The sequence below is a fragment of the Couchioplanes azureus genome (assembly GCF_014648355.1).
Taxonomy (GTDB): Bacteria; Actinomycetota; Actinomycetes; order Mycobacteriales; family Micromonosporaceae; genus Actinoplanes; species Actinoplanes azureus.
In genome coordinates, this window is the sequence record NZ_BMQY01000003.1 from 826,847 (window position 1) to 850,148 (window position 23,302).

25 protein-coding genes are annotated in these 23,302 nt (G+C 72.1%); 4 read left to right on the plus strand and 21 right to left on the minus strand.

What is annotated here, in order from left to right; all coding sequences use genetic code 11:
* The first annotated feature begins 111 nt into the window (after positions 1-111).
* Positions 112-1,299, plus strand: a complete 1,188-nt coding sequence (locus IEY99_RS14960) for an aminotransferase class V-fold PLP-dependent enzyme (protein ID WP_189203478.1) — start codon at positions 112-114, stop codon at positions 1,297-1,299.
* Between the two features lie 125 nt (positions 1,300-1,424).
* Here the strand turns inward: IEY99_RS14960 and IEY99_RS14965 are convergent, their stop codons facing one another.
* The 18 genes from IEY99_RS14965 to IEY99_RS15050 all read right to left on the minus strand — a co-directional run bounded on the left by IEY99_RS14965 (position 1,425) and on the right by IEY99_RS15050 (position 14,744).
* Positions 1,425-1,889, minus strand: coding sequence for a murein hydrolase activator EnvC family protein (locus IEY99_RS14965; RefSeq protein WP_373293352.1), 465 nt, complete (start codon positions 1,887-1,889; stop codon positions 1,425-1,427).
* 185 nt (positions 1,890-2,074) lie between these two features.
* Positions 2,075-2,398: a DUF2469 domain-containing protein gene (locus IEY99_RS14970; RefSeq protein WP_043532656.1), complete on the minus strand. Its 324-nt coding sequence runs from the start codon at positions 2,396-2,398 to the stop codon at positions 2,075-2,077.
* The gene (locus tag IEY99_RS14975) at positions 2,395-3,276 is read right to left on the minus strand and encodes a ribonuclease HII (RefSeq protein ID WP_189203482.1); all 882 of its coding nucleotides are present in this window, start codon (positions 3,274-3,276) and stop codon (positions 2,395-2,397) included. Before IEY99_RS14975 ends, IEY99_RS14970 begins: the two co-directional genes overlap by 4 nt.
* Positions 3,276-3,749 carry an NUDIX hydrolase gene (locus tag IEY99_RS14980; RefSeq protein ID WP_189203484.1) on the minus strand — a complete coding sequence of 158 codons (474 nt, stop codon included), beginning with the start codon at positions 3,747-3,749 and terminating at the stop codon, positions 3,276-3,278. The genes IEY99_RS14975 and IEY99_RS14980 overlap by 1 nt, the downstream gene beginning before the upstream one ends.
* A 47-nt stretch (positions 3,750-3,796) precedes the next feature.
* Complete coding sequence (gene lepB, locus IEY99_RS14985; protein ID WP_189203486.1) at positions 3,797-4,447, minus strand: signal peptidase I; 651 nt, start codon at positions 4,445-4,447, stop codon at positions 3,797-3,799.
* Positions 4,444-5,328: a signal peptidase I gene (gene lepB, locus IEY99_RS14990; RefSeq protein ID WP_229798670.1), complete on the minus strand. Its 885-nt coding sequence runs from the start codon at positions 5,326-5,328 to the stop codon at positions 4,444-4,446. The genes lepB (IEY99_RS14985) and lepB (IEY99_RS14990) overlap by 4 nt, the downstream gene beginning before the upstream one ends.
* Before the next feature lie 224 nt (positions 5,329-5,552).
* Entirely contained in the window at positions 5,553-5,912 is a 360-nt protein-coding gene (gene rplS, locus IEY99_RS14995) for a 50S ribosomal protein L19 (protein WP_189203488.1), read from the minus strand.
* 126 nt (positions 5,913-6,038) lie between these two features.
* Positions 6,039-6,803: a tRNA (guanosine(37)-N1)-methyltransferase TrmD gene (gene trmD / locus IEY99_RS15000; RefSeq protein WP_189203490.1), complete on the minus strand. Its 765-nt coding sequence runs from the start codon at positions 6,801-6,803 to the stop codon at positions 6,039-6,041.
* A gap of 10 nt (positions 6,804-6,813) precedes the next feature.
* Complete coding sequence (rimM, locus tag IEY99_RS15005) at positions 6,814-7,380, minus strand: ribosome maturation factor RimM (protein WP_189203643.1); 567 nt, start codon at positions 7,378-7,380, stop codon at positions 6,814-6,816.
* A 17-nt stretch (positions 7,381-7,397) separates the two neighbouring features.
* Positions 7,398-7,655 (minus strand): RNA-binding protein, encoded by a 258-nt coding sequence (locus tag IEY99_RS15010; RefSeq protein WP_014447131.1) that lies wholly within the window; start codon positions 7,653-7,655, stop codon positions 7,398-7,400.
* Entirely contained in the window at positions 7,633-8,148 is a 516-nt protein-coding gene (rpsP, locus tag IEY99_RS15015) for a 30S ribosomal protein S16 (RefSeq protein ID WP_189203493.1), read from the minus strand. The genes IEY99_RS15010 and rpsP overlap by 23 nt, the downstream gene beginning before the upstream one ends.
* 337 nt (positions 8,149-8,485) lie before the next feature.
* A complete protein-coding gene (locus tag IEY99_RS15020) occupies positions 8,486-8,734 on the minus strand; it encodes a hypothetical protein (protein ID WP_189203495.1) in 249 nt (82 codons plus the stop codon).
* Positions 8,735-8,994: 260 nt separating this feature from the next.
* A complete protein-coding gene (locus IEY99_RS15025) occupies positions 8,995-9,648 on the minus strand; it encodes a ribonuclease FAU-1 family protein (RefSeq protein ID WP_189203645.1) in 654 nt (217 codons plus the stop codon).
* On the minus strand, positions 9,645-11,051 hold the full coding sequence (gene proS / locus IEY99_RS15030) for a proline--tRNA ligase (protein ID WP_189203496.1): 1,407 nt from the start codon (positions 11,049-11,051) through the stop codon (positions 9,645-9,647). Before proS ends, IEY99_RS15025 begins: the two co-directional genes overlap by 4 nt.
* Positions 11,052-11,103: 52 nt before the next feature.
* The gene (locus IEY99_RS15035) at positions 11,104-12,180 is read right to left on the minus strand and encodes an amidohydrolase family protein (RefSeq protein WP_189203498.1); all 1,077 of its coding nucleotides are present in this window, start codon (positions 12,178-12,180) and stop codon (positions 11,104-11,106) included.
* Positions 12,181-12,273: 93 nt separating this feature from the next.
* Positions 12,274-12,708, minus strand: coding sequence for a Uma2 family endonuclease (locus IEY99_RS15040; protein WP_308427042.1), 435 nt, complete (start codon positions 12,706-12,708; stop codon positions 12,274-12,276).
* Positions 12,709-12,877: 169 nt separating this feature from the next.
* Positions 12,878-14,440, minus strand: a complete 1,563-nt coding sequence (ffh, locus tag IEY99_RS15045) for a signal recognition particle protein (RefSeq protein WP_189203501.1) — start codon at positions 14,438-14,440, stop codon at positions 12,878-12,880.
* A 64-nt stretch (positions 14,441-14,504) separates the two neighbouring features.
* Positions 14,505-14,744 (minus strand): hypothetical protein, encoded by a 240-nt coding sequence (locus IEY99_RS15050; protein WP_189203503.1) that lies wholly within the window; start codon positions 14,742-14,744, stop codon positions 14,505-14,507.
* A 333-nt stretch (positions 14,745-15,077) separates the two neighbouring features.
* Here IEY99_RS15050 and IEY99_RS15055 point away from each other — a divergent pair, with 333 nt between their 5' ends.
* The 3 genes from IEY99_RS15055 to IEY99_RS15065 are packed head-to-tail and all read left to right on the plus strand — an operon-like array spanning position 15,078 to position 20,179.
* A complete protein-coding gene (locus IEY99_RS15055) occupies positions 15,078-16,829 on the plus strand; it encodes a stealth family protein (RefSeq protein ID WP_229798672.1) in 1,752 nt (583 codons plus the stop codon).
* Between the two features lie 27 nt (positions 16,830-16,856).
* A complete protein-coding gene (locus IEY99_RS15060; protein ID WP_189203507.1) occupies positions 16,857-18,104 on the plus strand; it encodes a nucleotide sugar dehydrogenase in 1,248 nt (415 codons plus the stop codon).
* Between the two features lie 5 nt (positions 18,105-18,109).
* On the plus strand, positions 18,110-20,179 hold the full coding sequence (locus IEY99_RS15065; RefSeq protein WP_189203509.1) for an acyltransferase family protein: 2,070 nt from the start codon (positions 18,110-18,112) through the stop codon (positions 20,177-20,179).
* On the opposite strand, the gene IEY99_RS15070 is transcribed toward IEY99_RS15065, so the two are convergent.
* Genes IEY99_RS15070 through IEY99_RS15080 form a run of 3 tightly spaced genes read right to left on the minus strand, consistent with a single transcriptional unit; the run spans position 20,124 to position 23,174 of the window.
* Positions 20,124-20,552 (minus strand): GtrA family protein, encoded by a 429-nt coding sequence (locus IEY99_RS15070; protein ID WP_189203511.1) that lies wholly within the window; start codon positions 20,550-20,552, stop codon positions 20,124-20,126. The two genes, IEY99_RS15065 and IEY99_RS15070, sit on opposite strands and share 56 nt — an antisense overlap.
* Positions 20,539-21,537, minus strand: a complete 999-nt coding sequence (locus IEY99_RS15075) for a glycosyltransferase family 2 protein (RefSeq protein WP_189203513.1) — start codon at positions 21,535-21,537, stop codon at positions 20,539-20,541. Before IEY99_RS15075 ends, IEY99_RS15070 begins: the two co-directional genes overlap by 14 nt.
* Positions 21,534-23,174, minus strand: coding sequence for a hypothetical protein (locus IEY99_RS15080; RefSeq protein WP_189203515.1), 1,641 nt, complete (start codon positions 23,172-23,174; stop codon positions 21,534-21,536). Before IEY99_RS15080 ends, IEY99_RS15075 begins: the two co-directional genes overlap by 4 nt.
* Positions 23,175-23,302 lie beyond the last annotated feature (128 nt).

Sequence of the window (23,302 nt, forward strand, 5' to 3'; positions counted from 1 at the left end):
CTGAAGGGCCGGCCCCGGTGTCCAGCGCAGAACAGCGCGGGTGAGCGCCCGCCCGTCCGCGGCGTCTTTGATCACCGCACCCGGCAACCCTCGGTGACGTACGATCGCAGCGTGAGCGCCGGAGATCCGCCCCCGCCCATTCCGGGAGCGCGACTCCTCTTCTCCCTCGACGCCGCCACCGCCTACCTGAACCACGGCTCGTTCGGTGCCGTGCCGATCAGCGTGCAACGGGCCCAGCAGCGGCTGCGGGACGAGACCGAGCGCAACCCGATGTCGTTCTTCGCGCCACCCGGGCTCACCGACCGCATCGTCCATACCCGACGCCACGTGGCCCAGTTCCTCGGCGCCGATCCCGAGGGCAGCGCCCTGGTGCCCAACACCACCTCGGGCGTCTCCCTGGTGCTGCAGTCGGTGCGGTTGCAGCCCGGCGACGAGGTGCTGCTGACCGATCACGGCTACGGCGCGAACGCCCTGGCCACCCGGCGGCAGTGCCGGCGGGACGGCGCCACCGCGCGGACCGTGGCGCTCCCGGTCGACGCCGGGGATGCGGAGGTCGTGTCGCGGATCCGCAACGCGCTGCGGCCGGGGCGGACGAAGCTGCTGATCGTCGACCAGCTGACCTCGCCCACGGCCAAGGTGCTGCCCGTACGCGACGTCGTGGCCGCCGCCCGGGAGCACGACATCCCCGTGCTGGTCGACGCCGCGCACGTGCCGGGCATGCTTCCGGTCGAGGTGGACAAGATCGGCGCCGACTTCTGGGTCGGAAACCTGCACAAGTGGGCCTACGCGCCCCGGGGCACCGCCCTGCTCGTCGTGGCCCAGCCCTGGCGGCGCCGGATGGAGCCGCTGGTCGTCTCGTGGGAGCAGGACGCCGGCTTCCCCCTGGCGGTGGAGTTCCACGGCACGGTGGACTACACCTCGTGGCTCGCCGCCCCCACCGGGCTCTTCACGTTGCGCACTCTCGGCGTGGACACCGTGCGGAGTCACAATGCGGCACTGGCGGCGTACGGTCAGCGGGTGGTGGGTGCCGCCCTCGGCCTCGCGCCCACCGACCTGCCCGACCCCGGCGCTGCCGAGGCCTCGATGCGCGTCCTCCCGCTCCCGCCGGGCATCGCCACGACCTATCCCGAGGCGCACGCCCTGCGCCAGCACATCGCGGAGAAGCTGGCGACCGAGGTGGCGGTGAACGCGTGGGGCGGGCGCGGATGGCTGCGGCTGAGTGCCCAGGTCTACAACCGCGCAGAGGAATACGACCGCCTGGCCCAGCACCTCCCCGAACTGATCAGCGGCCTGCGCTGAGAGGAGCGGGCGACAGCGGCCAGCGAAGAGAGCGGGCGACAGCGGCCAGCGAAGAGCGCAGGCGACAGCGGCCAGCGAAGAGCGCAGGCGACAGCGGACAGCGAAGAGAAGCGCCGCGCTCCCCATCACAGCGGCAGCAGGCGGACCCGGCCGAGCCCCAGCAGCACCAGCGGGTCCAGATAGTCGGCACCATGGCGCAGGCCCCAGTGCAGGCATGCCGGTGCCGGGCAGCCCGGGTGGCCCCGCGCCAGCGTCCCGATCACCTGCCCGGCGGTGACCGGGTCACCCGCCCGCGACGACGTCGCCGTCAGCGGTTCGTAGGTCGTGCGCAAGCCGCCCGGATGAGCGATGCTCACGACCCCGCGCCCGGCGACCGAGCCGGCGAAGACCACGGTGCCGGCCCCGGCGGACCGGACGGGCGCGGAGGGCTCGGCGGCGAGATCCACACCGCGGTGCCCGGCCAGCCACGGCTGCGGTGGCGGGTCGAAGCGGCGGACGATCTCCGCGCCCGGGACCGGCCACCGAAAGTCCGTCCAGGAGAGCAAGGGCAGGAAGAGCACAAGCGCAAGCAGCGAAGTCATGCCCGGCATGGTGCCGGTTTCCGGCCGACCGCCGCAGACCTGCCTGTGGACAACGGTCAGCCGTAAACCCGCCTGTGGAAAAGACAGGCGTGAACCTGCCTGCCAAACAAGCTGACGTAAACCCGCCTGCCAAACAAGCCGACGTGGAACCTGCCTGCCAAACAAGCAGGCGTGAAACTACCTGTGGACGACCGTCAGCCGCCGAAGTTGGCGTCGTCCGGGAGGGAGATGTCCGGCTTCTCGAGCTCCTCGACGTTGACGTCCTTGAAGGTCATCACGCGCACGTTCTTGACGAAGCGGGCCGGCCGGTACATGTCCCAGACCCAGGCGTCGTGCATCTCGACCTCGAAATACACCTCGCCGTCGGAGTTGCGCACGTGCAGGTCCACCTGGTTCGCCAGGTAGAAGCGGCGCTCCGTCTCCACCACGTAGGAGAATTGGCGGACGATGTCGCGGTACTCCCGGTAGAGCTGCAGCTCCATCTCGGTCTCGTACTTCTCGAGATCCTCTGCGCTCATCGCTTCTCGCCCTCCATGGCCTCATCTTCCCCCACCGGCACCGGCGGCCGAGGCCGCTCGCCCGACGCCACGCCGACGGTACCCTCAAGCTCCGGCCAGAGCATCAGCGGCTCGGCGGAAGCCGCCGGGGAAAGCGATCCGGCACCCGGGGACTGAGCCGCCGCGGAAAGCGATCCGGCACCCGGGGACTGAGCCGCCGCCGGGCGCCGCGCCCGCGGCGGGCGGTTTCCCCGCCCGGACGCCGCGGCGACGTTGACGTACGAGAAGCGGTGCTCCACACACGGCCCGTGCGCCGTGAGCGCCGCGCTGTGCTCGTCCGTGATGTAGCCCTTGTGCACGGCGAACCCGTAATGCGGGAACCGCCCGTCCAGCTCCACCATGAGCCGGTCCCGGGTCACCTTGGCGAGCACGCTGGCCGCGGCGACGCAGGCCGCCACCCGGTCGCCCTTCCAGACCGCGAGCCCGGGTGCGCCGAGGCCGTCGACCGGGAAGCCGTCGGTGAGGACGTAGTCCGGGACGGTGGCGAGGGACGCCAGCGCCCGGCGCATCGCCGCGAGGTTGCAGACGTGCAGGCCCCGGGCGTCGACCTCGGCCGGCGGGATGACCACGACCGACCAGGCGAGGGCGCGCTTGACCACCTCGTCGTAGACGCGTTCGCGGGCGGCCGCGGTCAGCAGCTTGGAGTCGGCGAGCTCGTCGATCTCGCCGCGCTTGCCCTCCGGCAGGATCGCTGCGCCCGCGACCAGCGGCCCGGCGCAGGCGCCCCGGCCGGCCTCGTCGGCGCCGGCGACGTGCCGGAAGCCCCGGCGTTGCAGGGCGCGCTCCAGCGCGTAGAGGCCGCCTTCGCGGCGGACGACGGTACGGGGCGGGGCGAGCATCAGTGGCCCCGTACGGCTGCGTCCGTGGCCAGGCACCGCCGCAGCAGCCCGGTGAGGTCGGCCGGGTAGATCTCGGCGTCCGAGGCGTCGATCTCGGCGAGCGTCCACCAGCGGTGCTCGGTGATGGTCCGCCGCTCGTCGGCGTCGAAGCCGGCGAAGTCGACCTCCCAGGCCGGCACGCGGTGGAGGAAGAAGTGCTGGTTCTGCCGGTACCGCCGCCCGTCGTAGCCGAACTCCGTCACCTCGTGGTGCACGGGCTCCCCGAGCTCCGCCGGATCGGCGCGCAGGCCGGTCTCCTCGAACAGCTCCCGGGCGGCGCCCTGAGCGGCCGTCTCACCCTCGTCGAGGCCGCCGCCGGGGGTGAACCACCAGCGCCGGCCCGGCTGGGCCGGGTCGCCGCCGTGCAGCAGCAGGACGCGCTCGGTGGCGTCGACGAGGAGCACCCGCGCGGCCCGCCGGTCGATGTACGTCACGCCTCCAGCCTATTGCGCCGGAGATCGATCTTGACCCCGGGCCGGGGCTACTTGGCGGGCGCCGGATCCGGGATGCCGTCGAACTGGTCGGGGACCGGCAGCCAGCTGGCCCGCCCGACCGGCCAGAAGATCGTGAAGGCACGTCCCACGATCGAGTCCTGCTCGATCGTGGCCTCCTCGATGTTCTGGCTCTGCTCCCAGTGCTCCAGCGAGTCTCCGGAGGCGGAGCGGTGGTCGCCCATCACCCAGAGCCGGCCCGCCGGCACGGTGATGTCGAAGGGCTCGTCCGCGGCCGGGTCCTGGTTGCCGCTGCCGTCTTTGTAGATGTACGGCTCGTCCAGCGGGTGACCGTTGATGACCAGGCGTTGCTGCGCGTCGCAGCAGACCACATGGTCACCGGGGACCCCGATGATGCGCTTGATGAAGTCCTCGCCGTCGCCGCCGCTCTGCCAGTCGGTGGGGGCCTTGAAGACGACGATCTCGCCGCGGCGGGGCTCGCGGAAGTCGTAGACGAGCTTGTTGACCAGCACCCTGTCCCAGACGTTGAGCGTGTGCTCCATCGACGGCGACGGGATGTAGAAGGTCTGCAGGACGAAGGCGCGCACGAGAACCGCGACCAGGATCGCCACGCCCAGCAGGATGGGGAGCTCGCGCCAGAAGGAACCGCGGCGTTGCTCGCCGGTCTGCTCGTCAATCACGAACGGAGCCTACGTCCCCGAGGCCGCAACCACAGTCCGGAACGCGCGGATACGCCGATAGTCAACATCAGGGGAAGTACTGCCGCCGTGGTGGCCGGATCGGGCTCCCGGGCCGGCGCGGAGCCCAGCGGGGCGGCCCCGACGGGCCGGGCGGCGGCGTACGCCTTCCAGTTGTCGGGCACGGACAGGCTGGTGAAGCGGCTCGTCGGCCAGACCACGACGAAGGCGCGGCCGATGACGTTGTCGATCGGGACGGTGCCCTGGCACCGGGCGTCCTGGGAGACCAGGCGGTGGTCGCCCATGACGAACATCTCATCCTGCGGCACGGTCACCTCGGCGAAGCGCCGGCTGCTGCACTGCCGCGGGTTGGGTGGGGCGTCGAGGGGAGAGTTCTCCTGCACGTACGGCTCGTCGATCGGCGCGCCGTTGACGGTGATCCGGCCCTTGTCGTCACAGCAGGCCACCTTGTCGCCGGGCAGCCCGATCACCCGTTTGATGAAGTCGCGCTCACCCGGGCGGCTGACGCCGACCAGGTCGCCGATGGTGCGTCCCAGCTTGGCGCCGAAGGTGTTGCTGATCGGCTCGGAGGGCTGTTCGGGCGCCCAGTTGTCGGTGCCGCGGAAGACGACGATCTCGCCGCGGACCGGGTCGCGCATGTCGTAGACGACCTTGTTGACGAGCACCCGGTCGCCGACGAGCAGGGTGTTCTCCATCGAGCCGGAGGGGATGAAGAACGCCTGGACGAGGAAGGTGCGGATGAGCACCGCGAGGCAGAAGGCCACCACCAGGAGCAGCGGAAGCTCCTGCCAGAGCGGCATTTCCTTGCGCCGGATCACCCGGCCGCGGCGGCGCCGGGAGGAGGAGCCCCGGTACCCCTGCATCGGTTCCACGCTACGCATCTCCCGCCGCCGATCCGGTCGACCGCCCCGGATACAGCACTACCGCCCGCATTCCCCTCGGGGAACAGATCGGGCGGTAGTGCGAATGGCCGCCTTCGCGGCGGACGCCGCAATGGCACTGATTCCCATCCGTCACCGGCGCAAGCGTAGTGCGCCCGCGCAGTAAACGTCAGTCCGAGTGAATACGGCCCGGACCGCGAGGGGGTTCAGCTGACGGTCTGCTTCTCGCGCAGCTCCTTGATCTTGGCCTTCTTGCCGCGGAGCTCACGCAGGTAGTACAGCTTGGCGCGGCGGACGTCACCGCGGGTCACGACCTCGATCTTGTCGATGGCCGGGCTGTTGATCGGGTAGGTCCGCTCGACGCCGACGCCGAAGCTGATCTTGCGGATCTTGAAGGTCTCGCGGAGGCCGCCGCCCTGCCGGCTGATCACGACGCCCTGGAAGACCTGGACCCGGGAACGGTTACCCTCGACGACCCGGGCGTGGACCTTGAGCGTGTCCCCGGCGCGGAAGGCGGGAATGTCGGTGCGCTGCGACTGGGCGTCGAGAGCGTCCAGCGTGTTCATCGCTGCATCCTCGTGTTACTCAAAGCGCACCGGGAGTTCGATGCGCGAATGGGTGATTCTGAACTTCCCCGGCTGCGGGAAGATCCTCGTCCGGCCGCCACGGCGTGGGGACGAACGGCAACCTCCCTACTTTGCCACATCCGACCCCGGGATCCGAAATCCGGCATCCTCGATCGCGGCCCGGTCCCGCTTGTCGAGGCGGTCCGGCGGGTACGCGGCGAACAGGTCGGGCCGGCGCGCGGCCGTACGCAGCAGGGACTGCTCCCGCCGCCAGCGGGCGATCTTGCCGTGGTCGCCGGAGCGCAGCACCTCGGGCACGTCCATCCCCCGCCACGACGCCGGCTTGGTGTAGACGGGCGCCTCCAGCAGCCCGGCCGCGTGCGACTCCTCGGTGAGGGACTCGGCGTTGCCGAGCACGCCGGGCAGCAGCCGGGTGACCGCCTCCATGATCACGATGACCGCGACCTCGCCGCCGAACAGGACGTAGTCCCCCAGAGACACCTCGAGAACCGGCATCCGGGTGGCGGCATCGTCGAGAACCCGCTGGTCGATGCCCTCGTAACGGCCACAAGCGAAGATCAGATGGGGCAACGCGGCGAACGAGACGGCGTCCGCCTGGGTGAACGGCTTGCCGACCGGCGACGGCACGACCAGCACCGACGAGTCGGAGGCGACGGCGGACAGGGCCTGTGACCACGGCTCGGGCCGCATCACCATGCCGGGCCCGCCACCATAGGGCGTGTCGTCCACGGTGCGGTGCACGTCGGAGGTCCAAGCGCGCAGGTCGTGCACGGACAGGTCGAGGATCCCGGCGGCGCGGGCCTTGCCGATCAGCGACAGGTCCAGCGGCGAGAAGTAGTCCGGGAAGATGGAGATGACGTCGACGCGCACCAGAAACCCTCTAGAGGTCGAGCAGGCCCTCGGGCAGGTCGACGACGACACGGCCGCCGGCCAGGTCGACCGTCGGCACGATCGCGCTGACGAACGGGATGAGCGCGGTGCCACCCGCGGCCTTGCGGAGCACGATCAGGTCCGAGGCGGGCGCGTGGTCGATGCGGTCGACGGTGCCCAGCTCGGTGCCGTCGAGCGCGACCACCGGGAGGCCGATGAGCTGATGGTCGTGGAACTCGTCCGGGTCGTCCGGCGGCGGCACCTGCGCGCTGTCGACCTGCAGCAGCACGCCGCGCAGCGCCTCGGCGAGGTTGCGGTCGTGGATGCCCTCGAACAGGGCGATGATCCGTCCCTGGTGCCAGCGCAGCGACTCGAGGGTCAGCTTCTCGGGAACCCGGAAGGGCACTCCGGGGGCGGCGGCGGCCGCCGGACCGGTGCTCACCCTGCGGTCCCGGGGGACCTCGGTGGTGAACACCGATCCGGCGACGAATCTCGCCTCTGGCTCATCGGTCCGGACGGTCACCAGAACCTCCCCACGGATGCCGTGGGGCTTACCGATCTGGCCGACTACCAGCAACATCGCGCGACGGGTGGTCAGTAGGCGTCGACGATGTCGACGCGGATGCCGCGCCCACCGATCGACCCGATGACCTGACGCAGCGCCTTGGCCGTGCGCCCGCCGCGCCCGATGACCGTTCCCAGGTCCTCGGGGTGGACGCGCACCTCGAGCCGCTTGCCGCGGCGCGAGTCGACCAGCCGCACCCGGACGTCGTCCGGGTTGTCGACGATGCCCTTGACGAGGTGCTCCAGCGCGGGCCGGAGCGCCCCGTCAGCTCGCGTCGGCGCCGGCACCGGCCGGGTCCTCTGCGGTCTCGGCGACGGCCTCGCGGTTGGGCTCGGCCGGGTCGGCGACCTTGGTCTGCGCCGGCTTGGCCTCGGCGGCCTCGGGCGCGGCGGCGACCTTGGCGGCCTTCTTGGCGGGCTTGGCCGGAGCGTCGGCGACACCGGCGGCGGCCTTGGCCTCGGCCTCGTAGGCGGCCTGGCGGTTGGCCTTCTCCGGCGCGACGAGCAGCGGCGGCGGGGCCGGCAGACCCTTGAACTTCTGCCAGTCGCCGGTCTTCTCGAGGATGCGCTGCACGGCCTCGCTCGGCTGCGCGCCGACCGAGAGCCAGTACTGCACGCGCTCGCTCTTGACCTCGATCAGCGAGGGGTCGTGCTTGGGCTGGTAGATGCCGACGTACTCGATGGCGCGGCCGTCCCGCTTGGTGCGCGAGTCGGCGACGACGATGCGGTACTGCGGGTTGCGGATCTTGCCCATCCGCAGGAGCCGGATCTTAACGGCCACGGTTGTTTCGCTCCTGATGATTACGTGGGTGAGCCGACGGAACCCACGTGGGGATGCGGGACCGATGTCTCGTGGACTGGCGACGCGATCAGGGTTAGAGGGCGCCTCACGCGTGCCGGATACCAGCCGTTCATTCTGCCAGATGAGGGGTGGGAGCTCCCAATCGGGCCGGGAAGAAGGGCGGGGAAGATCAAGTTCAAGGTCAAGATCGGCATGTCGTGCCTGGTTGCATGGCGCAGACCGTCGCTCCCGCCGAGGCCGGGCGCGGAGCCCCAGGCGCCTGGCGGCGCCGGAACGGGCCTCCGCACCCTTCATTCTGCGTAAGTGGCGAAAACCGTCACACCAACCGCTGCCACGCGGTCCGCACGGTCTGCGTCAGGACGGCGTACGCGGCGTCCACCTGCCCATCCGGCCACGGCATGTCGGCATGGCGATCGGACACCGTCACCCGCAGGTTCAGCAGGAGGTTGCCGTCGAAGACCACCACGGCGAACACGCGAATGCGCTTCCCGGCAACCTTGAACTCGTCGGGGTCGAACGCGGTGAACGCACGCTCGCCCAGGTCGGCGACCTGGGAAGAGTGCACCGAGGGCACGCCGTGGAGTCCGAATGCCGTTCCGGCGACGACGGGGAGCAGTGTGGCCAGGGCGGCGGTCCACCGCGACGGGCCGGGTCCGGGGTCCCAGGCAGGGACGGAAGGGGTCGGGGTGACGGGTGGGGCCAGTATCACCCGGAGGCAGGCTACGGAGCCCTGGGTCAACAGACGTAGCAGCCGCGGCCTCGCCGTCCTGCTCGTCCTTCTCCAGCTGGTCCGCGCTCGGTGCACCGGGGCGCCGCCCGGAGTGATCAGGAACGCGGAACCGGCGGGCGGTCCCAGCCGGGCGGGAGCGCGGTGGGGACCGGCCAGGTGGGGTCCGGGTGGAAGTCGGTCCAGGTGCCGTCGAAGGGGAAGTCGCCCGCCTCGATCTGCTTGATCACGCGGCGGCCCTCGGCGCGGACGGCGGCCTCGTCGCGGACCCAGTAGTGCTCCGGGAAGGCCAGGCGCTCGGTGAACTCGTCCTCGTCCTTCCACTGCCAGCAGCGGTCCGGGCGGACCACGACGTCGAGGTCCTGGTCGATCACGTCGACGCCGGCCAGGTCGCCGTCGTCCCAGCGCAGGGCGCGTTCCTCCAGGTTGACGTACCAGCCGGTGAAGCGGCCCTCGTCGTCGCGGAAGAACCAGACCGAGTGGTCGGCGTCCGGCGGGATGAACTTGAGCAGGCCCGGACCCTGCCAGACGGCCGGCACCAGGCGGTAGCTCTGCCGGATCCACTCCGCGAACGGCATGTCGCGGATGCCGCGCCCGTCGGCGGCCTCCTCGACGATGACCGCCGAGCCGCGGGCCAGCCAGAGCAGCAGCCCGCGGTCGTCGTCCGAGACCACCCGGCAGGGCCGTACGGAGGCCAGCCGCGGGCCGTCGATGTTGCGGTACAGAACCTGACGGCCCGGGGCGAACATCAGTACGCGCGCGCCAGGATCGCCAGGACGCCCGGCTCGTCGTCCGACTCGGGCACCGAGCCGTCCGGGCGGATCAGGCAGCGGACCGTGACCGCCTTGCCGTTCGCCTCGGCCTCGCCGTCCGGGCCGACCGCCGACCAGGGCACCCGCGCCCAGCCGGTCTGGGCCGCCTCGATCGCGTCGCCCAGGCTCTGCACGTCCACGGTGCGCTCCTGGCGCAGGGCCAGCGCGCTGTCGAGGAGCCGCTGCTGGTCGGCCGCCAGGGCGCCGGTCACCTCGGTGACCACGTCGGCGAGCGCCACCGGGGACTTGGTGCCGTCGATGCGCCGGGCCACCACCGCGTTGCCGGCGGCCAGGTCGCGCGGGCCGACCTCGATGCGGACCGGGATGCCCTGCAGTTCGGCGTCGACCGCCCGGCGCCCGAAGGGGATGTCGGCACGGTCGTCGAGCTTCACCCGTACGCCCGCGGCTCTGAGCTCGTCCCGCAGCTTGACCGCCGCGTCCGTGACGCCCTCGCCGGCCTTGACCACCATGATCTGGGCCTGGATCGGGGCGAGCAGCGGCGGCAGCCGCAGGCCGCTGTCGTCGCCGTGCACCATGATCAGGCCGCCGATCATGCGGGTCGTGCTGCCCCACGAGGTGGTCCAGGCGTGCTCGACCGTGCCGGCCTGCGACGTGTAGGTGATGTCGAACGCCTTGGCGAAGTTCTGGCCCAGCTCGTGCGAGGTGCCCATCTGCAGGGCCTTGCCGTCGCCCATCATGGCCTCGAGGGTCATGGTGTTGGTGGCGCCGGCGAAGCGCTCGCCCTTGGTCTTGCGGCCCGGGACGACCGGGATGGCCAGCAGGTTGACCATGAAGTCCTCGTAGACCGAGTGCAGGATGCGCCGCGCATAGTCGCGGGCGTCGGCCTCGGTGGCGTGCGCGGTGTGGCCCTCCTGCCAGAGGAACTCGGTGGTCCGCAGGAAGGTGCGCGGCCGCAGCTCCCAGCGCACCACGTTGGCCCACTGGTTGAGCAGCAGCGGCAGGTCGCGGTACGAGTCGATCCACTTCGCCATGAACTCGCCGAAGATGGTCTCGCTGGTCGGGCGGACCACGATCGGCTCGGCCAGCTCCTTGCCGCCGGCGTGGGTGACCACGGCCAGCTCGGGCGAGAAGCCCTCGACGTGCTGCGCCTCGCGGCTCAGGTAGCTCTCCGGGATGAACAGCGGGAAGTAGGCGTTCTGCGCCTCCGCTTCCTTGATCCGCGCGTCCATCGCGGCCTGCATCCGCTCCCAGATCGCGTACGCGGCCGGCCGGATCACCATCGTGCCGCGCACCGGCCCGTTGTCGGCCAGCTGTGCCTTGGCGATGAGGTCCTGGTACCAGCGGGGGAAGTCCTCCGCACGGGGAGTGAGCACGCGAGCCATGAGGCAGCATCCTAGCCGCGCCGCGGTGGCCGCCGGGGCGCGGGCGGCCGTGTCAGCGGACGATCCGCCCCTTGAGGACGATCCGTCGCGGCTCGCGCACCACCCGCAGGTCGGCGCGCGGGTCCTCGGGATAGACGACCAGATCGGCCAGGCCGCCCTCGACCAGCCCGGGGAAGCCGAGCCACTCGCGGGCCTTCCACGAGGCGGCGGCGAGCACGTCCACCGCGGGGATGCCGGCCTCGTGCAGCAGCAGCATCTCCTCCGCGGCGAGGCCGTGCCGGATGCTGCCACCGGCGTCCGTGCCGACGTAGACGGGAACGCCCGCCTCGTGCGCGGCCACGACGACCTGCGGGAAGCGGTCGCGCAGGCTCAGCATGTGGTCGGCGTACCCGGGGAACTTGGGTCGCGCCTGATCGGCGATCTTCCCGAAGGTCCGGATGTTGATCATCGTGGGCACCAGCGCGGTCCCCCGCCGGGCCATCTCGTCGATCAGGTCCATGGAGAGCCCGGTGCCGTGCTCGACCGAGTCGACGCCGGCCCGCACCATCTGGGCCACCGCCTCCTCCGAGAAGGTGTGCACGGCGGCCCGCGCCCCGGCGGCGTGCGCGGCCTCGACGGCGGCGGCCATGGTCGCGGCGTCCCACGAGGGGGCCAGGTCGCCCACGGACCGGTCGATCCAGTCACCCACGATCTTGACCCAGCCACTGCCGGCCTTGGCCTGCGCGGTGACGGTCTCGACCACGTCGACGGCGTCGACCTCCACGCCGATGTCCCGCAGGTACCGCCGGGTCGGCGCGACGTGCCGCCCGGCACGCACCAGCCGCGGGATCTCGGGCTCGTCGTCCAGCTCCGGATACGGGTACGGCGACCCGGCGTCGCGCAGCGCCAGCACCCCGGCGTCGCGGTCCTTGGCGGCCAGCTCGCGCGCCTCGTCCAGGCTCTCGATCGGCGACGCGCCGTAGCGGATGCCGAGGTGGCAGTGCGCATCGACCAGCCCGGGAACGATCCAGCCACCGTCGCTGACGGTCTCGGCGTCCTGCACGGGCTCGAAGGTCACCCGGTCCCCGACGAGCCAGAGGTCGCGAACCTCCCCCTCGGGCAGCACGACACCACGCACATGCAAAGCCATGCGTCAGTCCTACCCGATGCCCGCCTCAACCCTGGCCTTGGGTCTGCCCCAGCAGCGCCTTGCGCCGCGCGGTCAGCGCCGGCAGGTCCGGCGTCACCGGAAACGGCACCTCCGTCTCGAACACCTGGCGGGTGCTGCTGACGGCCTCGTCTTCGCCGTTGGCACCCGGCCGGAACTCGGTAAGGGTGATGCCCTCCGGGAACGACGGATCGATGACCAGTAGTTCTCGATGCCGGCCGCGGCGTAGACCTTGGCCTTGGCATACATGTCCCGGAAGTGCGAGTCCGGCGAGATGATCTCCACAGCGAGGAGGGCGTCCTCGACCGGAACCGGCCTCCGGTCGATGTGATCCAGGCTGATCACGACGACGTCCGGCCGCGGCCCGTTGCGGTGGTTGATCTTCAGGGAGAGGTCAGGGACCGGGATGCGATCCGGCGGGCAGTGGACGCGCAGAGCGAGCACCACCTCCACGCCGACGACCTGATGAATGCCGGTAGGGGATGGCAAGAGGAGCCTTCCGTCGATCAATTCATAGAAGAGATCCTTGGGGAAGGCTCGCCAGGTCGTCGACGGTCCAATCCCGCTCGTCGAGCAGGTCGTCGTCGCGTAAACGGTTGAGCGCAGCGGTCATCGATTCCTCCCCGGATGGACCACTGGTCAGTCTACTGGACATGCGACTAGTTGTCTCCTGCCATCGTCAGCGCTTGTCGTCGTCGTTCTTCTTACGAGTCAGCTTGTTGAAGTCGAGGTTGGGAAGCTTGAAGCCCGGGGGCAGGCCGGGGCCGCCGGCGCCGCCGAGGGCGCCCGGGTCCATGCCCGGGGGCAGCTGGGGCATGCCGCCCGGGAAGCCCGCCGGCATGCCGCCGCCCGTGCGCGGCCGGTTGCCGCCCTTCGTGCCCTTGCGCTTGTTCTTCGGGCTCTTCGTGGCCTTGCGGCGGCCCGCGCCCGGCAGGCCCATCATGCCGCCCATCTGCTTCATCATCTTCTGCGCGTCGGCGAAGCGGTTGAGCAGCTGGTTGACGTCCATGACCGTGACGCCCGAGCCGTTGGCGATGCGGGCGCGGCGGGAGCCGTTGATGATCTTCGGGTTGGTGCGCTCGGCCGGGGTCATCGAGCGGATGATGGCCGTCACCCGGTCGAAGTGGCTGTCGTCGAGCTCGGCCAGCTGGTCCTTCATCTGGCCCATGCCCGGCATCATGCCGAGGATGTTGGCGATCGGGCCCATCCGGCGCACCGCGATGAGCTGGTCGAGGAAGTCCTCCAGGGTGAACTGCTCGCCGCCGAGCAGCTTGGCGGTCATCTTCTCCTTCTGATCCTCGTCGAAGGCCTGCTCGGCCTGCTCGATGAGGGTCAGCACGTCGCCCATGCCGAGGATGCGGCTGGCCATCCGGTCGGGGTGGAAGACGTCGAAGTCCTCGAGCTTCTCGCCCGTGGACGCGAAGAGGATGGGCTCGCCCGTGACGTGGCGGACCGAGAGCGCGGCGCCGCCGCGGGCGTCACCGTCGAGCTTCGACAGCACCACGCCGGTGATGCCGACGCCGTCGCGGAAGGCCTCGGCGGTGCTGACCGCGTCCTGGCCGACCATGGCGTCGATGACGAAGATGACCTCGTCGGGGTCGACCGCGGTGCGGATGTCGCGCGCCTGCTGCATCATCTCGGCGTCGATGCCGAGGCGGCCGGCGGTGTCGACGATGACGATGTCCTTCGCCGTGCGCCGGGCGTGCTCGATGGAGTCCCGGGCGACCTGGACCGGGTCGCCGACGCCGTTGCCGGGCTGCGGCGCGTAGACGTCCACGCCGGCCCGGCCGGCGAGCACCTGGAGCTGGTTGACCGCGTTGGGCCGCTGGAGGTCGCAGGCGACCAGCAGCGGCTGGTGCCCCTGGCCCTTGAGCCAGCGCGACAGCTTGCCGGCGAGCGTGGTCTTGCCGGAACCCTGGAGACCGGCCAGCATGATCACGGTGGGCGGCTGCTTGGCGAACTGCAGCCGCCGCCCCTCGCCGCCGAGGATGTTGATCAGCTCTTCGTGGACGATCTTGATGATCTGCTGTGCCGGGTTGAGCGCCTGCGACACCTCGGCCCCGCGGGCGCGTTCCTTGAGGCTGGCGATGAACGCCTTGACGACCGGCAGCGCGACGTCCGCCTCCAGCAGCGCGAGGCGGATCTCCCGTGCGGTGGCGTCGATGTCGGCGTCGGTGAGCCGGCCCTTGCCCCGGAGCTTGGTGAAGATCCCGGAGAGGCGGTCGCTCAAGGTGTCAAACACGGCACAACTTCCCGTTGGTCGGTAGGGAGGAGATGCCCGCAAGCCTAGCGGCCCGCGGGAACGCTCACCGGTTGCGCATCCGGTACGTCTTCGCGGCCGCCTCGATCCGGCGCTGGGTCCGGGTGCCGGGCGCGAGCCCCTTCCTGGCCTTGCCGTACAGGTAGACGCCGCCACCGACCACGAGAGCGCCCACGATCAGGTATCCCAGCGCGCCGACGAGCGCGTGCAGCACGGTCACCGCCACCCAGCCCACCACGATCACGCCGGCGATCATCGCCACCAGGTAGGCCACTGCCTTGCCCATGTCGTTCTCCCTTCGAGAGCCCGTTGTCCACGATGCCCCCGCGGCGCAAGGCGGCACATCAGGGCGCACCCGTAGGGGTGGGCGACCGCCGTTTCCCCGCGCCACAGCGGCAAATCGCGTATACCGCAGATATCAGGCGTAACAGCCGAATAGCACAGATGTCCGGAAAGAGGTCATCGACCGCAACCATCCGGCAGATCTCGCCGTTGAGGCACAGGACCGGGCGGCTGAGCGATCGGCCCCGACGACATCCGGCGGAAGGACGAGATCGTGCCTCTACGGCGGATCCTGCGACTGGCGCCCTGGGAAGTCCGGTCCCGCATCCTCCGGGCCGTGCAGCGCCGCGTGCTGCCGCACGTCGCCGAGACCCAGCGGCTGGGCGTCGCCCGCCGCATGGTGTCGCTCGACCCGCCGCCCCGGCTGCCGCTGATGCGCAGTGCCCGGCAGGCACCGACGATGCGGGTCCGTACCGCCCGGGGGTGGGTCACCGCCCGGCGGGAGACCGTGGCGAGCCCCGCGGGCGTACGCCGGCAGAACCTCGACCGGGTCGTCGCCGCGCTCGACGAGGCGGGCGTCGACTGGTTCCGGATCCCCACCAAGGCCCTGCGCACCACCGCGGTGGCCGTCCGCGTGGCCGACCGCCCCGCCGTGCTCCGCCTGCTGCGCGGGATCACCGAGGGACACGACGGCATGCTCGAGGTCGTCCGGCCCCGCCGGGCCAAGCCGGGCGCCGCGGCGATCCTGAAGGTCTGCTGGCCGGTGACCGACCCGCGCGGCCGGCTCCTGCTCGGCCCCGACCTGGGCTGCGAGATCGAGTTCTGGACCGAGCGCGACGGGGTCCTGGCCGGCCCGCGCGGCAACCCCATCGCCGACGTGATCCCGCTCGACGAGCCGGTGGTGTCGGCGAGCGAGCCGGCCTTCGGCCCGTTCAGCTCGCCGCACGACCGCACCGAGTACCGGACCCGGCAGATCTTCACCCTGCCGAGCCCGGAGCGGATCAGCTTCCCGATCGACGTGGTCTACACCTGGGTCGACGGCGGCGACCCGCAGTGGCGGGCCCGCAAGGCGGCCGCGGTGGCCGAGAACACCTGGCTGGACGAGGCGAGCCGGCTCGCCAGCAACGACTCGCGGTACACCTCCCGCGACGAGCTGCGCTACTCGCTGCGCGCCCTGCACTCCTTCGCGCCCTGGGTGAACCACATCTACCTGGTCACCGACGACCAGGTGCCGGACTGGCTGGACGCCGGCCACCCGGGCCTGACCGTGGTGAGCCACCGGGAGATCTTCGGCGACACCGGCCGGCTGCCGACCTTCAACTCGCAGGCGATCGAGTCCCGGCTGCACCGCGTCCCCGGGCTCAGCGAGCACTTCCTCTACCTCAACGACGACGTGTTCCTCGGCCGGCCGGTCCCGCCCGACCTGTTCTTCACCCCGGGCGGGCTGACCCGGTTCTTCTTCTCGAACGCCCAGGTGGACTCGGCGCCGCGGCGCCCGGACGACCCGCCCGCCGACTCGGCCGGCAAGAACAACCGGGAGCTCATCCGCGAGACCTTCGGCCGGGTGCTGACCCGCAAGATGATGCACACCCCGCATCCGTCGCGGCGCGGCGTCATCGCCGAGATCGAGCAGCGCTTCGCCGAGCACGTCGACGCCACCGCCGGGCACCAGTTCCGGCACCCCGACGACATCTCCCTGCTGTCGTCGCTGCAGCAGTACTACGCCTACCTGACCGGCCGGGCCGCGCCGGGGACCATCGCCTACAAGTACGTCGACCTGGCCGATCCGACGACGCCGCTGAAGCTCGCCGAGCTGCTGCGGCACCGCAACCTCGACGCGTTCTGCCTCAACGACACCGACTCGGACGAGGTCGTAGCCGCCGAGCAGGCGGCGCTGCTCGACGAGTTCCTGCCGGCGTACCTGCCGTTCCCGTCGCCGTACGAGCTGACCGGACCGCGGCCGGCTCCCCCGCCGCAGGTCGACCGCGGCCCGGCGCTGGCACCCGGCGCCGCCGGCAAGGCGCCGGAGGTCGCCGTGCCGGTCCCGCCGCAGGGCGGGCCGGCCGCCACCAATTCCCCCGTCGCCTGACGGGTCCGTGCAAAGGAGATCTTTCTCGTGAGCTTCGACGTCGTCATCCTCGGCCTGGGGTACGTGGGCCTGCCCCTGGCCCAGCAGGCCACCCGCGCCGGCCTGTCCGTGCTCGGCTTCGACGTCAACCCGGCGGTGGTGGACGCGCTCGGGGCCGGCCGCTCGCACGTGGACGACCTGTCCGACGCCGACGTGGCGGAGATGATCGCGGGCGGGTTCCGTACCACCGCCGACGAGACGCGCATCGCCGAGGCGGGCACCGCGGTCATCTGCGTGCCGACGCCGCTGTCCGAGGGTGACGGCCCCGACCTGCGCGCGGTGATCGGCGCGACCGAGGCGGTCGGGCGCAACCTGCGGCCCGGCATGCTGGTGGTCCTGGAGTCGACGACCTACCCGGGCACCACCGACGACGTGGTACGCCCGCTGTTGGAGAAGCTCTCCGGCCTCACCGCGGGCATCGACTTCCACGTCGCGTTCTCGCCGGAGCGCATCGACCCGGGCAACGAGCGGTTCGGCGCGCACAACACGCCGAAGGTCGTCGGCGGGTACACCGCCGGCTGCACCGACCGGGTCGAGGCGTTCTACGGCCGGTTCGTCGAGACCGTCGTGCGCACCCGCGGCACCCGGGAGGCGGAGACCGCGAAGCTGCTGGAGAACACCTACCGGCACGTCAACATCGCGCTGGTCAACGAGATGGCCCGGTTCTGCCACGAGCTCGACATCGACCTGTGGGACGTCATCCACGCCGCGTCCACCAAGCCGTTCGGCTTCCAGGCCTTCTATCCCGGCCCGGGCGTCGGCGGGCACTGCATCCCGATCGACCCGAACTACCTGAGCCACAACGTCCGCAGCAAGCTCGGCTACCCGTTCCGCTTCGTCGAGCTGGCTCAGGAGATCAACGCCACCATGCCGGCGTACGTGGCCCGCCGGGCACAGAACCTGCTGAACGCCGACGGCGTGGCCGTGCACGGCGCGAAGATCCTGCTGCTCGGCGTCACGTACAAGCCGAACATCGCCGACCAGCGCGAGTCGCCGGCCACTCCGCTGGCCCGCCACCTCGCGTCGCTGGGCGCCGTCCTGACCTTCCACGACCCGTACGTCACGGAGTGGAGCGTGCCGCGCACCGACGACCTGGAGGGCGCCGCGGCGGCCGCCGACCTGGTCATCCTGGTGCAGCACCACCGCGAGTACGACGCCGACCACCTGGCGGGCATCGCGAAGCGCTTCTTCGACACCCGGGGCGTCACGACCAGCCGGGAGGCGCACCGGCTGTGACCGAGATGAGCATCGCGCCCGTCGCGCCCTCCCCCCGGCAGACCCCGCGGGCGGGCGGACCGGTCCCGGCCGGCGGCACCGCGGTCCCGGCCTCCGGAGCGCCCCGGCACCGCCGCGACATCGAGGGGCTGCGCGCGGTCGCGGTGCTCCTCGTGGTCGCGTACCACTGTGGTCTGCCCGTCGTCACCGGCGGCTACGTCGGTGTCGACGTCTTCTTCGTGATCTCCGGTTTCCTCATCACCGGCCTGCTGCTGCGCGAGGCGCGGCGCACCGGCACGGTGTCGATCCCGCGCTTCTACGCCCGCCGGGCGCTGCGGCTGCTGCCCGCCTCCGCCGTCGTGGTGGTGGCCACGGTGGCGGCCGCCGCGCTGTGGCTGCCGCCGCTGCGGCTGAGCGCGATCCTCTCGGACGCGCTGCACACCACGGTGTACGCGATGAACTACCGGCTGGCCGCCGTCGGCACGGACTATCTGCAGGCGGACGCGGAGCCGTCGCCGTTGCAGCACTTCTGGTCGCTCGCGGTCGAGGAGCAGTTCTACCTCGTCTGGCCGCTGCTGATCGTCCTCTTCATCCGCCGGCGCGGGCTGGGCGCGGTGCTGTCGCTGCTGACCGTGGGGTCGCTGACCGTCGCGCTGTGGCAGACCCGCGAGAACGCCGGGTGGGCCTACTTCGGCGCGCACACCCGCGCGTGGGAGCTGGGCGTCGGCGCCCTGCTGGCAGTGACCGCGCTGCGGCTGCCGCGGTGGTGCGTCCCGGCCGGTCTCGCCGCCGTCGCCGCGTCGGCCGTCGTCTACACCGCGCAGACCCCGTTCCCCGGGTACGCCGCCCTGCTTCCGGTCCTGGGCACCGCCGCGGTGATCGCCGGGGGCACCGGGCGCCCGGCCGGGCTGCTCGGGTTGCCCGCGTTGCAGGTGGTCGGGCGGCTCTCGTACTCCTGGTATCTGTGGCACTGGCCGGCGCTGCTGATCGCGCCCCACGCGCTCGGGCGGCCCCTCGCCGCGTGGGAGAACGTGCTCGTGGCGCTGGGCGCGCTGGCGCTGGCCGCCCTCACCTACGCGCTGGTGGAGAACCCGGTCCGGCACCTCGCCGCCCTGCGCGACCGCCCCTGGCGCGGCATCGGCGTGGGCGTCGGCATCTCGGCGCTCTGTGCCGCGCTGTGTGTCGCCGTGACCTCCGCGGCCACGCACCTGAGCGGGGCGCCGGCCTACCGCGCCGCGGTGCTGGATCCGGCGACCCTCGACCCGGGCGGCCTGGCCGCGCAGATCGCGGCGAGCGTGGACGCGCCGGGCGTGCCCGCCAACCTGACGCCGAAGCTGGCGCGGGCGAGCAAGGACAAGCCGCGCTACTACGGCGAGGGCTGCTCCGGCGACTTCGACGACCCGGAGGTCAAGAAGCCCTGCGCGTACGGCGACCTGGCCTCGGACACCACGGTCGTGCTGTTCGGCGACTCGCACGCCGGCCACTGGTTCCCGGCGCTGGAGGCCGTCGCGCTGCGGGAGCGGTGGAAGCTCGTCGTGGTCACCAAGAGCGCCTGCACCGCCGCGGACAGCCTCATCTACCTGCCGCAGCTCAAGCGCGAGTTCACCGAGTGCGTGCAGTGGCGCAAGGACGCGTGGCAGCACATCCGGTCGCTGCGCCCGGCGAAGATCCTGATCGCGTCGACGTATCCGAGCAGCGAGCTGCTCGGCGTGCCCGGCACCCAGGAGCAGGCGTGGGTGTCGGGGTGGGAGCGGTCCATCCGGGCCGTGTCCGCGCCCGGCACCGAGGTGTTCTTCATGAACGACACCCCGTGGCAGGCCGGGAACGTGCCCGACTGCCTGTCGGAGCACCTCGACGACGTCGGCGCGTGCGCCCGGTCGCGCGAGGCGGCGCTCGCCAAGCCCGAGCGCCGCAAGCTGGTCGCGGCGGCGGCGCGGCGCGCAGGCGCGACGGTCATCGACCCGACGCCGTGGTTCTGCACCCGGGCGGTGTGCCCCTCGGTGGTCGGCAACGTGCTGGTCTACCGCGACCAGCACCATGTCACGACCGCGTACAGCCGGCTGCTGGCTCCGGAGCTGGCGGCCCGGCTGCGGTGAAGGTCCAGCGCGAGTTCAGCGCATAGTTCACGACCGGGATGCAGACGATGGCGAAGGCCTGCACGAGCGCGTAGGGCAGGCCCAGCACCGCGGTCCCGGCACCCACGGTGACGGTGTTGACGGTCCAGGCCACGGCGGTGACGGTGAGGAACCGGGCCGCGCCCACCCCGTGGCCGACCGCCGACCGGAACACCCAGTTGCGCTGCAACGTGTACGACACCACGATGCTCGCGGCGAAGCCCACCGTCGTCGCCACGACCGGCCACAGCCCGGCGCCATCGTGCAGCGCGAGCGCCACGCCGAGGTGGGTGACGGTGCTGGCGGCGCCGCTGACGCCGTAGCGCAGCAGGCGGCCGGGGTCAGAGCTCGGCATGCTCGGCCCGCTGCCCGACGATGACCGGCTGCTCGTCCGGGGAGGAGGCCGCGGGACCGGTCCGGCCCTGGACGAGGTAGCGCGGGCGTCCGCGGACCTCCTCGTGGATGCGGGCCAGGTACTCCCCGATCACCCCGAGCCCGAGCAGGATGAACGTTCCCATCACGAGCAGCACGAGGATCACGGTCGGGAAGCCCGCGAGGGAACCGCCCCGCAGCCAACGGACGAGCGTCTGCACCCCGAGCACGAGCGAGAACGCGGCGAAGCCGAAGCCGACGACGGTCACGAGGTGCAGCGGCGCGGAGGTGAAGGACGTCAGCCCGTTGACGGCGAGCCGGCACAGCGACCGGAAGGTCCACCGGGAGGCGCCGTCACCACGGTGGTCGATGTCGACCTCGACGACCGTACGCCGGAAGCCGATCCAGCTGGAGGTGCCCCGGAAGAACGACGAGTGCTCGGGCAGCCGCAGCAGCGCGTCGCACGCCGGCCGGCTCAGCAGCCGGAAGTCCGTGGCGTTCACCAGGTCCACGGTGGTGAGCCGGGTGAACGTCGCGTTGAACAGCCGCGCGGCGAGCCGGGCGGTCGGCGGCTGGCCGGTCCGGTTGCGTTTGACCGCCTCGACCACCTCCGCGCCGTCGCGCCAGCACTGCACCATGGCGGGGATGGCCGTGGGCGGGTGCTGCAGGTCGGCGTCGATGACCACCACGGCGTCGCCCGTGGCGTGCTCGAGCCCGGCCAGGACGGCGGCCTCCTTGCCGAAGTTGCGGGAGAGCTGGATGCCGCGGACGCGGGCGTCGGCGCCGCTCTGCGCGCAGATCCGCGGCCAGGAGTCGTCGGCGGAGCCGTCGTCGACCAGGACCAGCTCGTAGCGCAGCCCCGCCGCCTGCAGCACGGCGCCGGTGCGCCGCACGAACGCGTCCACCCCGTCGCCCTCGTCGAAGACCGGCGCGACGACGGACACGAGCGGATCGGCGGGCCTGCTCACGGCTGGTCCGAGGCGCAGAACGGGCGGCCGTGCAGATGTCCGGTGGCCATGTCGATCGTCACCTCGAGGCGTTCGGTCGGTGTCGTGGTGCCGGGAACCTCGGCACGGGCGAACCGGGAGTAGGGAAGGTCCGGGTAGAGCGCGCGGAACTCGGCCCGCAACGCACACCGGCGGGTGTTGCCGGCGGGCGTACGGTCGAACACGGCGACCTCGTGCGCGATGGCGTTGTTGACCACCGAGGACTGCCGGCCCCCGGTGTCCGCGGCGTAGCTTCCGTTCGCCGCGGCCGACCCGGCGGCGGCGAGGGTCAGCAGCGCCAGCAGAGCGGCCGGGGTGTGCCGCCATCTCCCGGCGGCGAGGACCAGCCCCAGCAGCGCCGGCGCGCCCGCGGCCGCGGCCAGGCCGCTGTCGCGCCAGCCGAGTCCCCACCGACCGGCGCTCGCCGCGGCCTGCATGTCGCCGCCGGCCGCCGCGAGGGCCGCGCCCAGCACGAGCACGGTGCCCGCGGCGACCGCCACGGCCAGCGCCGCCCGGCGGCCGGTGCCGGGCAGCCGGCGCAGGTCCGCGGCGGTGCCCGCGGCGAGCAGGACGAGCGTCAGCAGGGCGAGCACCGGCAGCAGGCCCACCACCCAGGACCCGGCGGTGCCGCGGGTCGCTTCCTGCCACTGCACCGGGGGCAGCCACGCGACCATCCGGTGCACCCAGGCGAGGCCGAGGTCCGGCCCGAGCACGACGTCCGATCCGCGGTAGCAGTCACCCGTGCCGCAGGCCCGCGCGATCAGCCACCGTACGGGGAGGAAGACCGGGAGGAAACCGAGCCAGAGCAGGCCCACCAACCGGGTCGCCCGGTTGCCCAGCAGGGAGCGCGCATCGAGGCCGAGGACGAGACGCCCCCGGGCCGCGACGGCGACGGCGGCGAGCGGCAGGGCCAGGTAGGCGATCTCGTTGCACGCGGCCAGCGCGGCGCCCGACACCACCGCGGCCACGGCGGGACCCGCGCGCAGCAGCCGACCGTCCACGCAGACCGCCCGGCAGCACACGGCGGCGACGCCGAGGACCAGGGCGGCGGAGAGGAAGTAGAGACCGCCGAAGAGCACGGTCGTGCTCGTGCCGCCCGCCGCCACCAGCCCGGCGCCGACCCCGTACGGGATCAGCACCGTCAGCGTCGACGGCGGCCTGCGGAACAGGCGCCCGGGCGCCGTGATGCTCTCGGCGAGCAGCATCGCCACCGCCGTCAGCACCATCGCGGCCAGGATCGCCACGACGCGCAGGGCGATGTTCGCGGGGAGCTGCAGCAGCTCCATCAGCAGGTAGGCGGCCACGTCGACGCCGCGCTCGAGCAGCCGTCCGAGCGGCCGGAAGTTGCCGAAGCCCAGGTACATCGGCACGGTCCGGAACGGCTCGGCGAGCTGGCGCAGCGGATGCGCGCGGAAGTCGCCGCCGTGCCAGTACACGTTGAAGCGGTGGTCCGCGGTCGGCGCGAGCGTCAGCAGCGGCAGCAGTACGACCAGCGGCACCAGCGCGGCGCGCAGCATGGCCCGCCGCCACGGCCGCCCGGCAGGCCCGGCCGGCGCCACCCGCACGGCCTCCGCGGGCCTCGCCGCCTGCGCGGGGACGTCCAGGATCTCGGCGCTCACAGCTGTCCAACGATGTCCGGAATGTCGCAGTAACGCCGGGACCCGCAACCCACCCGCACCCCGGCCAGGACCGCCGCCGCAACCCGGTGGAGCAGGCACCCGGCCGGCAACCCAGCACTCACGGCAAG